This is a genomic window from Aeromonas sp. 5HA1 (assembly GCF_029237245.1).
In the GTDB taxonomy this organism is placed as follows: Bacteria; Pseudomonadota; Gammaproteobacteria; order Enterobacterales; family Aeromonadaceae; genus Aeromonas; species Aeromonas salmonicida.
In genome coordinates this window covers 294,160-303,260 of the sequence record NZ_JAACFW010000002.1, presented here as the reverse complement: position 1 = coordinate 303,260, position 9,101 = coordinate 294,160, and the positions used below count along the sequence as shown (strand labels likewise).

The 9,101-nt window shown below is 53.6% G+C and carries 11 protein-coding genes and 2 pseudogenes; 6 read left to right on the top strand and 7 right to left on the bottom strand.

Translation table 11 applies throughout. The features are described 5' to 3' along the window. A pseudogene (locus GWQ27_RS03675) lies at positions 1-158 on the top strand (IS4 family transposase); the annotation flags it as partial. Positions 159-235: 77 nt separating this feature from the next. Here GWQ27_RS03675 and GWQ27_RS03670 read toward each other — a convergent pair. Then, positions 236-727, bottom strand: a complete 492-nt coding sequence (locus GWQ27_RS03670) for a Dps family protein (RefSeq protein ID WP_275906695.1) — start codon at positions 725-727, stop codon at positions 236-238. Further along, positions 717-902, bottom strand: coding sequence for a hypothetical protein (locus GWQ27_RS03665; protein WP_275906694.1), 186 nt, complete (start codon positions 900-902; stop codon positions 717-719). The genes GWQ27_RS03670 and GWQ27_RS03665 overlap by 11 nt, the downstream gene beginning before the upstream one ends. 101 nt (positions 903-1,003) lie before the next feature. Between GWQ27_RS03665 and GWQ27_RS03660 the strand changes: the two genes are divergently transcribed. From GWQ27_RS03660 to GWQ27_RS03645, 4 genes and pseudogenes are all read left to right on the top strand, one after another. Continuing rightward, on the top strand, positions 1,004-1,249 hold the full coding sequence (locus tag GWQ27_RS03660) for a hypothetical protein (RefSeq protein ID WP_275906693.1): 246 nt from the start codon (positions 1,004-1,006) through the stop codon (positions 1,247-1,249). A 20-nt stretch (positions 1,250-1,269) separates the two neighbouring features. Next, positions 1,270-1,752, top strand: a complete 483-nt coding sequence (locus GWQ27_RS03655; RefSeq protein WP_131729788.1) for a GNAT family N-acetyltransferase — start codon at positions 1,270-1,272, stop codon at positions 1,750-1,752. Positions 1,753-1,888: 136 nt separating this feature from the next. Then, positions 1,889-2,419, top strand: a complete 531-nt coding sequence (locus GWQ27_RS03650; RefSeq protein ID WP_275906692.1) for a GNAT family protein — start codon at positions 1,889-1,891, stop codon at positions 2,417-2,419. A 31-nt stretch (positions 2,420-2,450) separates the two neighbouring features. Next, positions 2,451-2,966 (top strand): annotated as a pseudogene (locus tag GWQ27_RS03645) (AAA family ATPase). 315 nt (positions 2,967-3,281) lie between these two features. On the opposite strand, the gene GWQ27_RS03640 reads toward GWQ27_RS03645, so the two are convergent. From GWQ27_RS03640 to GWQ27_RS03620, 5 genes are read right to left on the bottom strand one after another with little or no spacing between them, the layout of a single operon-like run. Beyond that, a complete protein-coding gene (locus GWQ27_RS03640; protein ID WP_021141220.1) occupies positions 3,282-3,773 on the bottom strand; it encodes a Dps family protein in 492 nt (163 codons plus the stop codon). Continuing rightward, positions 3,763-4,200, bottom strand: a complete 438-nt coding sequence (locus GWQ27_RS03635; protein ID WP_275906690.1) for a PaaI family thioesterase — start codon at positions 4,198-4,200, stop codon at positions 3,763-3,765. Before GWQ27_RS03635 ends, GWQ27_RS03640 begins: the two co-directional genes overlap by 11 nt. Then, positions 4,200-4,541 carry a carboxymuconolactone decarboxylase family protein gene (locus tag GWQ27_RS03630; protein ID WP_021141222.1) on the bottom strand — a complete coding sequence of 114 codons (342 nt, stop codon included), beginning with the start codon at positions 4,539-4,541 and terminating at the stop codon, positions 4,200-4,202. The genes GWQ27_RS03635 and GWQ27_RS03630 overlap by 1 nt, the downstream gene beginning before the upstream one ends. Positions 4,542-4,547: 6 nt before the next feature. Further along, complete coding sequence (locus GWQ27_RS03625; protein ID WP_113720199.1) at positions 4,548-5,540, bottom strand: SLAC1 anion channel family protein; 993 nt, start codon at positions 5,538-5,540, stop codon at positions 4,548-4,550. A 30-nt stretch (positions 5,541-5,570) separates the two neighbouring features. Then, positions 5,571-6,083, bottom strand: a complete 513-nt coding sequence (locus tag GWQ27_RS03620) for a NifB/NifX family molybdenum-iron cluster-binding protein (RefSeq protein ID WP_275906689.1) — start codon at positions 6,081-6,083, stop codon at positions 5,571-5,573. Between the two features lie 787 nt (positions 6,084-6,870). Between GWQ27_RS03620 and GWQ27_RS03615 the strand changes: the two genes are divergently transcribed. Then, positions 6,871-8,778 (top strand): fructose-specific PTS transporter subunit EIIC, encoded by a 1,908-nt coding sequence (locus tag GWQ27_RS03615; RefSeq protein ID WP_275906688.1) that lies wholly within the window; start codon positions 6,871-6,873, stop codon positions 8,776-8,778. The last annotated feature ends 323 nt before the right edge of the window (positions 8,779-9,101 follow it).

The following is a 9,101-nucleotide window of genomic DNA, read 5'->3' as shown; positions in this document are numbered from 1 at the left end:
CGGGAAATATCCCGAAGCGGGTGGCGGAGCTGGAGCAGCAGGCGGGGCAGTTTGTGCTGCCGGCACGAAGGGAACGAAGCTACCCCCGCTGCGTGAAGCCAAGGCCACAGAAATACAGTGTAAAAAAAGCCAATAAAAACAATGCCAGTCAGGCTTAACTGACTGGCATTAGCCCAATGGGCTCCTTTTTATAAATCTCGTTGCAGCTGGCCCCTCAAGGCCAAGGCACACTGTGTCAGGAGAGCATGCTTCTCAGCATCCAGGCCGTCTTCTCATGCACATCAAGGCGCTGGGTGAGCACATCGGTGGTGGGCTGATCGTTGGCCTCATCCACCAGATTGAACAACTTTCTGGCGGTTCTGGCCGTGGCCTCTTGTGCCAGCACCAGATGCTTGATCATTTCATTGGCACAAGGCACCCCTTCCACTTCTTTGATGGAGGAGAGCCGTACAAATTCCTTGTAGGTACCCGGTGCCGGAAATCCCAGGGCGCGGATCCGCTCTGCGATAATATCCAGTGCGTTCCACTGCTCCGTGTACTGGTCCATAAACATATTGTGCAGACTATTGAACTGGGGGCCGGTCACGTTCCAGTGGAAATTATGCGTCATCAGATACAGGGTATAACTGTCTGCAAGCAGTGCTGACAGACCATCTGCAATTTTTTGGCGATCGGCGGTTGAGATGCCTATATCCATTTCTGGTAAAACCATGATGTCATTCTTCATTAATAAAACTCCTGTCATTCACTTTTTTCTCAATGAATTTTGCTGACGCTTTTGCAACAACAACCCCATCGACCGACGCTACGGCATTCAACCGGTGAATACCGTGACCTTGGTCTACTATTTGCGCCGAAAGATATATTTCGCTTCCGATATTAATCGGCGCCTGAAACGCCATGACAGCCTCCAGATAAAGAGCGGTGGCGTACCTTGCATAGCTGTAATATGTGCATGACAAGCGTATGCTATTGGCACCCCATACGAGAGTGAAGGCCACAAGTGACCACCCAGACTGAACTGCATGTTTGCGCTAAATGCGGCGTCAAAACCAACCATCTGATAGTGCTGGTCGCCCGCGACCACAGCCAGGACATCATGCCCAAGGAGCCGCGCAAAACCTTCTGGCAAGCCTTTCGCGCCAGCCTCCTGACCAACGCGGTATTCGGCCAGACCCTCGCCTATCAGGCCACCCATGTACGGCATCTGATCTGCGAGCGCTGCGGCGAGAAATTTCTCGAGTATTAAAACCAAGAAAGCAAACTGACATGAACGTAACCTTTATCGAAATCGATCCCGACCAATTGCCGCTGACGCTATTGCTGGAGGCGGATCCGTCAGAACAACGCATAGCCGCCTATCTGCCAGACGCACTGGGCTTTGGCGCCTGCAAAGATGATGAAATTGTGGGAGCCTGTGTAGCCAACTGTATCGGGGAACAGATCGTCGAGATCTTCAATATCGCCGTAGCCCCCGAATACCAGCAAAGAGGCATAGGTTCTGACTTGTTGCGCTTTGTGCTGGAGAGCCTTGCCGAGAAGGGGGTACGCCATGTCGAGATTGGCACCGGCAGCTTTGGCCATCAGCTCACCAATTATCAGCGCCACGGCTTTCGCGTCGATGCCGTCGTGAAGGATCACTTCCTGACCCACTATCCCGAGCCTCTGATCGAAAACGGCATCCAGCACAGGGATATGCTGCGGCTCTCGCTGGCGCTGGAGCACGGTATTCCTATGCAACCAGTTGGGTAGGGTGCAATAAGCGCAGCGCATTGCACCTCTATATCTTTTTGCCAACACACTCTCCGCTCAAGCAGGTGGTGCAATTCACTTCGTTCATTGCACCCTACGGCACTTGATACGCACACCTGAGATTAACAAGGACGTTATGTTCAAGCTTGAAACCACACACCTTATCCTGCGCGATATGCAGCCTGCGGATGAAGAGGCTTTTGTCGCCATCTCGCAAGAGAGCAAGTATCAGCGGTTTTACAGCGAATCAGATTGCGACCCGGATAAATATCGGCAGCTCACCAAGCTGTTTATCGAGCAGGCGAATGAACACCCTCGCATCGCCTATCAATTAGCCATCGAGTACAAGGCAACCAGAGAATTTATTGGCACGGTCTGCCTGCGCCTTGAAGCGGATAATCAGGCATCGATGGGATGTGGTATGGCCCGAGAATATCAGGGGCATGGACTCATATATGAAGCCGCACACGCCTTGATGAACGTTGGTTTCCGCGAATTAGGTGTACACCGGATCTATGCAGAAACCATCAGCCGGAATCGCGCTGCGATTCGGTTATGCAAGGCGTTGGGTATGAGACAAGAGGGATATTTTCGCGAACACCGTTTCTTCAAAGATCGGTGGTGGGATACCGTGGTATTGGCCGTCCTCCAGAGCGAGTGGCACTGATGTTACGCCGACCAGACGAGGATTCTCGCTGATGAAGCGAATGCTGATTATTGGCAACTCGGGATCGGGCAAGAGCTGGTTGGCAGCTCGATTGACTGAGGGGTTAACTATCCGCAAGGTCAATCTGGACACTATTGTCTGGCAGCCGGGCGGCTTTAACCAGAAACGGCCCCAGCATGAGATTGACCTTGCCATTCAAACACTGGCTCAAGAGCCCTCATGGGTGGTCGAAGGGGTATTTGGTGCCCTGGCCGAACAGCTGCTTGATGCCGCAGATACCCTGCTATTTCTGGATCTCGACTGGTCTGTATGCCGTGATTCACTGCTATCGCGCGGTTCACAAAGCGCCAGGCAACGCGATGCAGTAGCAGCCGAAGAGAACTTTCAACAACTACTGGTGTAGGCATCGGAATATGGGCAACGAGCCAGCAAAAGCTCCCGCCACTTCCATCGCGAGCTATTTGACCGATTTCAAAATGACAAGCGCCATTTCACGACTCGCGAAGCGGTAAATAGCTATCTCACTCAACTGACCGTTAACAGCTAACAGGAGACTTGATGGACCAATACAAACAGACTCCAAAACCTGACCATATGTTTTTCAGGAAATTTATATCCTGTCTGGCAATTACCGCCCCCATCGGCCTGATCCCGGAATTTATCCGGCAGGATTTTCATATGGATTTGTTCTCGTGGTAGACGGGCCACCTCACTCTGATCGTAATCAGCGTCGCGGTTGCTATGGCGGAAATTGACTGGCTCGTGCATCGCTACCAAATCAAACGACCGAAGCAAAAGGGCTCAGTTGGGCAGAACAGGTAAGGGAAGAGCGGGCTGCCACAGATATGGTAGCCCCACGCTATCAGGAGAGCATGCTTCTTAGCATCCAGGCGGTTTTTTCATGAATATCGATGCGCTGGGTCAGCACATCGGCGGTGGGCTGATCGTTGGCCTTATCCACCAGATTGAACAACTTTCTGGCGGTTCTGGCCGTGGCCTCTTGTGCCAGCACCAGATGCTTGATCATTTCATTGGCACAAGGCACCCCTTCCACTTCTTTGATGGACGAGAGCCGTACAAATTCCTTGTAAGTACCCGGTGCCGGAAATCCCAGGGCGCGGATCCGCTCTGCGATAATATCCAGTGCATTCCACTGCTCCGTGTACTGGTCCATAAACATGTTGTGCAGACTATTGAACTGGGGGCCGGTCACGTTCCAGTGGAAATTATGCGTCATCAGATACAAGGTATAACTGTCTGCAAGCAGTGCCGACAGACCATCTGCAATTTTTTGGCGATCGGCGGTTGAGATGCCTATATCCATTTCTGGTAAAACCATGATGTCATTCTTCATTAATAAAACTCCTGTCATTCACTTTTTTCTCAATGAATTTTGCTGACGCTTTTGCAACAACAACCCCATCGACCGACGCTACGGCATTCAACCGGTAAATACCGTGACCTTGGTCTACTATTTGTGCCGAAAGATATATTTTGCTTCCGATATTAATCGGTACAACAAAACGAATGGTCAATTCGGCAGTCAAGCCCTTGATGCCTTGCTGCAACAGGCAGTGCGTCATGACAGCATCAAGCAGTGTGCTGGTCATGCCACCATGGAGTATGCCGGTATAACCCTGGTATCTTTCATCAGTCAAGAAGACACCCTCTGTCGAGTGCTCTCCCGTTTGGTGAAAGCCGATGCCCAGAGCGCTCTGGTTGTCGATGCCACATACCATGCAGTTGGCATGTGATCTCATGGCCTGCTGATAACGGTCCATTACGACAACAGCTCTTCAATGGCGGCATGGGCCTGGGTGCCATAGATGATGGATGGCCCGCCCCCCATGAGTACGGCCACGTCTATGGTTGCGACCAGTTCCTCTCTGGAGGCCCCGGCCTGCAAGGCGCCAGCAACATGGGCTGCAATGCAGCCGTCGCATCTTGATGCAATGCCGATCCCCAGGGCGATCATCTCTCTGTATTTCAGCGCCAACACCTTATCGTCTTTCATCACCGATTTGTGCAGGGCAATAAACGCATTCATGGTATCCGGGCTGCTTTTTCTATAGGCAGACCCAAGCTGATGCTGCTCCTTGTTGATCTCTTTGTAATGTTTCATGGATAGCTATTTCTCCGGGATGAATAATTCACCTTTGTAGAACGAGAGCACCGTCATGCTGATTAACCACACTATCAATCCGATCAGGGCACAGACCACTATTTTGGCCAGAAAGTACGGAATGACGCTGCCTGTGCTATCGGCAAACTTGGCCGACGCGGCTGAAAATGCGGCCAGCGGGAACGAATAAGCCCATGAAGAGAGATAAAATTTCAGCTTCATAAAGGTGAGTGTGTTGTACATCAACAAAATAAATACAAACAGTGCAAAATAATAGATGATGTGTGCAAACAAGTCTGTCGAGCCTATGATGTCAGTGTAAGCAATAAATCCTATCGAGGGGGGTGCCAGCAATATAAACATGGTGGGCATCAGCTTGTCAGGCAGACTTTCATGAAAGAACAAACGGTATAATACTATGGTCAACAAACAGAACCAGAATATCAAGCCGATACTGAAAAAGAACAGACTGGTTTCATGAAAACCCAGCCCTACCCCTGCAAGTGGCACGACAATATTCCCCACGACAGGAATAAACCATGCAGGGTTGGTATGGGCAATATTAAAATGCTCTCTATGGATCCAGCTGCTCATGATGAACAAGGTAAACATCAGCTGCAGCATGGCGCCGGCAGACCAGAGATATAGCGAGATATCATGCCACCCAGACCAATATGCTGACTGCAATAACAGGCTGATCGAGATGGTCGGAAAGAAATTAATCCTGACCATATGCCTCAATTCATGCAGAAACTCATCCCTGTATTTGAGCATTTTGAAGACATACATTGCCACAAACACAGTCAGCAAAACTGAAGACATGACGCCCAAAAAGAAACCCGCAGAGTGCATCATCACCGAATCAGGAAAGGCTTTTCTACACGCAATGGCGGCCCCCGTCAGCCCCATGATGATCGAAAAGAGCGTCACCGGCATATAGGCAATCCTGCTGATAGAGGGTAATGTCACCCCCTCCATGTTCAGGCTTTCATTAGACATATACCCTCCAACTTTACTTATTTATCGCGTTTATTCTTCACAGCATCTTTTATGTGCATGGGGTTGAGCAGCGCCCTGACACTGGTGTCGTTGGGCTGAACCGACTTTGCCACACCCTTTTTTTCCTGAGTGGCCATGTTCATGCTCGCCACAGCTATTGGCGCTCTCTCTCTGATGACGCTGGCCATGGGAACAGGCAGATTCCTGACCCTGATCTGCAGAGACAAGCTGGATCAGGCTGGTGGAATCATTTTTCAGCATCTCTGATATGGCAAGGCGTCCCTGCAGTGCCTGATAGACGGACAAGCCGTTATCCAACAGCTTCTTGAGCATCTTCTTGCCAATATTTTTCAATACCACACGGTTTGCACCATGGGTCTGGAATAGATCAGCCAACATGCCCTTGCACTCATTGGGTGCTACCGGATTGGAAATCTCCTTTAGTGTGGTGCCTTGCTCATCAATGAAAACGAAGCGTTCTGCCTTGGCAAAATGCCCTGCGATATGGTCATCCTTCATGGGAATGGCGGTGATGGTGGTCATAAGATCTCCTGCTATTACGGTTAATTGTCAGACCATGCCATTTATCACCACTTGTGAGTCCGATTCCCCATCCGATAACAACACCGGAGGATCCAGATTGACATGACCCTGCTTTCTACCCCTTGCTACCACCCATCGAAAGTGTCGAATGAAAGCTTGCTGGCTGTTTTACTCACAGCACATCCGCTAATGCGGTGCTTTAACTGGTGGTGAAGTAAGTGGCATATGCTATGTATACGCCTTGTTTGTGGCATATGCAATAAACTGTTGCCGTTGATTTACGCCTGGCTGGCTCCCTCAGGGGGCAACACTCAGCCGCAAAAGGCACAGCCCAGCGGCATCCAGACCAGGTGCCAAACCCATTTCTCCAGTGTTTTCCTTCTCTTGATCCCCTCTCATTTCTTCCCCAGTCACTGCCATTTGTGTGCGTTGGCTCACACCCTGCAGCTCGTTTTTACCTCACAAATTTACAGGTTGGCGGCGACTCTCGTCCAAGGGGAGGCCCGCGCCATGGCTGATACGCGTCGGCACGCGAAACAACAATCAATTGATTTTTAAAGATATAAAATCACTTTGCGATTCCATTCAGATCTATTTTGTCAGCAGGTCTGCTGTGAGATCGGGGTCACACTCGGGACGATAGCGCACAAAAATCCAGTCATTCGCACATTTGTCCGATAGGGTGGCTTGCCTACCAGCGCGATAATAGTGAGGTCAATTTTGTCTGCATGCCGTGCCAGCACGGGCGGCATGCCAACAGGCTCCCTCACGGGAGCGGGAGAGCGCCATGATCACCACACTGATCAACGAACATCTGATCAATCTCGATTTGAACGCGACGCGCAAGGAGGAGGTCTTCAGCGAGATGGCCCGCTTGCTGGTCGCGCAGGGCAAGGTCAGCGATGAGCAGCAGTTCATCAAGGACTTGTGGGCCCGGGAAGAGCTGGACAACACTGGCTTCGAGGAGGGCGTTGCCCTGCCCCACGCCAAGAGTGCGGCGGTGAGCACACCAGCGGTGGCCATCGGCATCAGCCGCAACGGTATCGACTACGGCGCCGAGGATGGCAAGCCGTCCCGGCTGTTCTTCATGATTGCCTCCCCGGCCGGTGGCGCCAACCATCATATCGAGGTGCTGGCCGAGCTCTCCGCCAAGCTGATTGAAGAGGGTTTCATTGCCAAATTGCTGGCTGCCAAGACCCCGGCTGCCGCACTGGCGCTGCTGCTGGAGCGCAAGGAGGAGCAAACCGCTGCCCCGACCACCAGCAAGGGCTTCATCATAGGTGTCACCGGCTGCCCGGCCGGCATCGCCCACACCTATCTGGCGGCCGAGTCGTTGGAACGCGCCGCTCGCGAGCTGGGTTATGAGGTGAAGGTGGAGACCAACGGCTCCATCGGTGTCAAGAACAGCCCGACCGCGGCCGAGATTGCCCGTGCCAGCGCCATCATCGTCGCCTGCGACAAGCAGGTGGACATGGCCCGCTTCAACGGCAAGCCGCTCATCAAGACTGGGGTGAAAGCCCCCATCAAGGATGGCAAGGGTCTCATTGAGCAAGCGCTGAAGGCGCCAGCCTATGTGGCAGGCAAAGAGGACAAGAGGGGAGAGGATAAGAACACTGGCGGCAGTTCCGATCTCTATCGCTACCTGATGAACGGCGTCTCCCACATGATCCCGTTCGTGGTGACCGGTGGTCTGCTGATCGCGCTGGCGCTGGCCATCGGCGGCAACCCGACCCCGAGCGGCATGCAGATCCCGGAAGGGAGCATGTGGAATCAGATCCTCAACGTGGGCGTGGCCGCCTTCACCCTGATGATCCCCATACTGGCGGGCTATATCGCCTACGCCATCGGTGACCGTCCGGCACTGGCCCCGGGCTTTATCGGCGGCTGGATCGCCAACAACGGCAGCTTCTACGGCGCCGACGCCGGGACCGGCTTTATCGGTGCCATCATAGCGGGTCTGCTGGTCGGCTATCTGGTGCGCTGGATTGCCACCCGTCACTACCACAAGATGGTGCAGCCGCTGGTGCCGATCCTGATCGCGCCCATCGTCGGTTCCCTGTTTATCGCTGCGGTCTTCATCTTCATCATCGGCGCCCCCATTGCCGACATGATGACTGGCCTGAACGCCATGCTGCTCTCCATGAGCGGTGGCAGTCTGGTGCTGCTGGGCATAGTGCTGGGGGGCATGGCCGGCTTTGATATGGGTGGCCCGGTCAACAAGGTAGCCTTCCTGTTCTCGGTGGGCATGATTGCCTCCGGCCAGACCCAGTTTATGGGTGCCATGGCCTGCGCCATACCTGCGGCGCCGCTTGGCATGTCGCTGGCGACCGTACTTGGTCGCAAGCTGGGTATCTTCGATGCCTCCGAAATCGAAGCGGGCAAAGCCGCCGGTGCCATGGGCCTGGTGGGTATCTCTGAAGGTGCGATCCCGTTCGCCGCCCGTGACCCGCTCGCCGTCATCCCCGCCAACGTGCTGGGCAGCATGACAGCTGCGGTGATGGCCTTCCTGTTTGGCATCACCAACAGCGTGGCCCACGGTGGCCCCATCGTCGCCCTGCTGGGTGCGGTCAACAAGCCGCTGCTGGCGCTGCTCTGCATGATCTGTGGCGCCATCGTCACCGGCGTTGTGGCGGTTGCCCTGAAAAAACTGCGGGTGAAGAAAACCGACCAGGTGGCACTGGCCAAGGCGGCCTGATCACCTTCTCGCACTGATACGACAAGAGGCCACCTGCGGGTGGCCTCTTTTATGGCGTCAGATATCCGCCAATGCTGCTGACGATGGCCTGCTCACCCCATAGCACAACCTCACCCCCCAGCCCTGTCTGGCTGCCACTCTTCTCGTAGCATGGCCCCGCCGTGGGCCGTCACTGTGTGATCCTCTTCACGCTTCATGGCCGGATCCCGTCAAACTAGGAAATTTTCCTAATGCCACTAGGGATGGCTCTCACGCCATTTGCGCCGCGCCTCATTAAAGTCACGCTACCTGATGTAGTGACCCGATCCCCGCAGTGGCGCAGG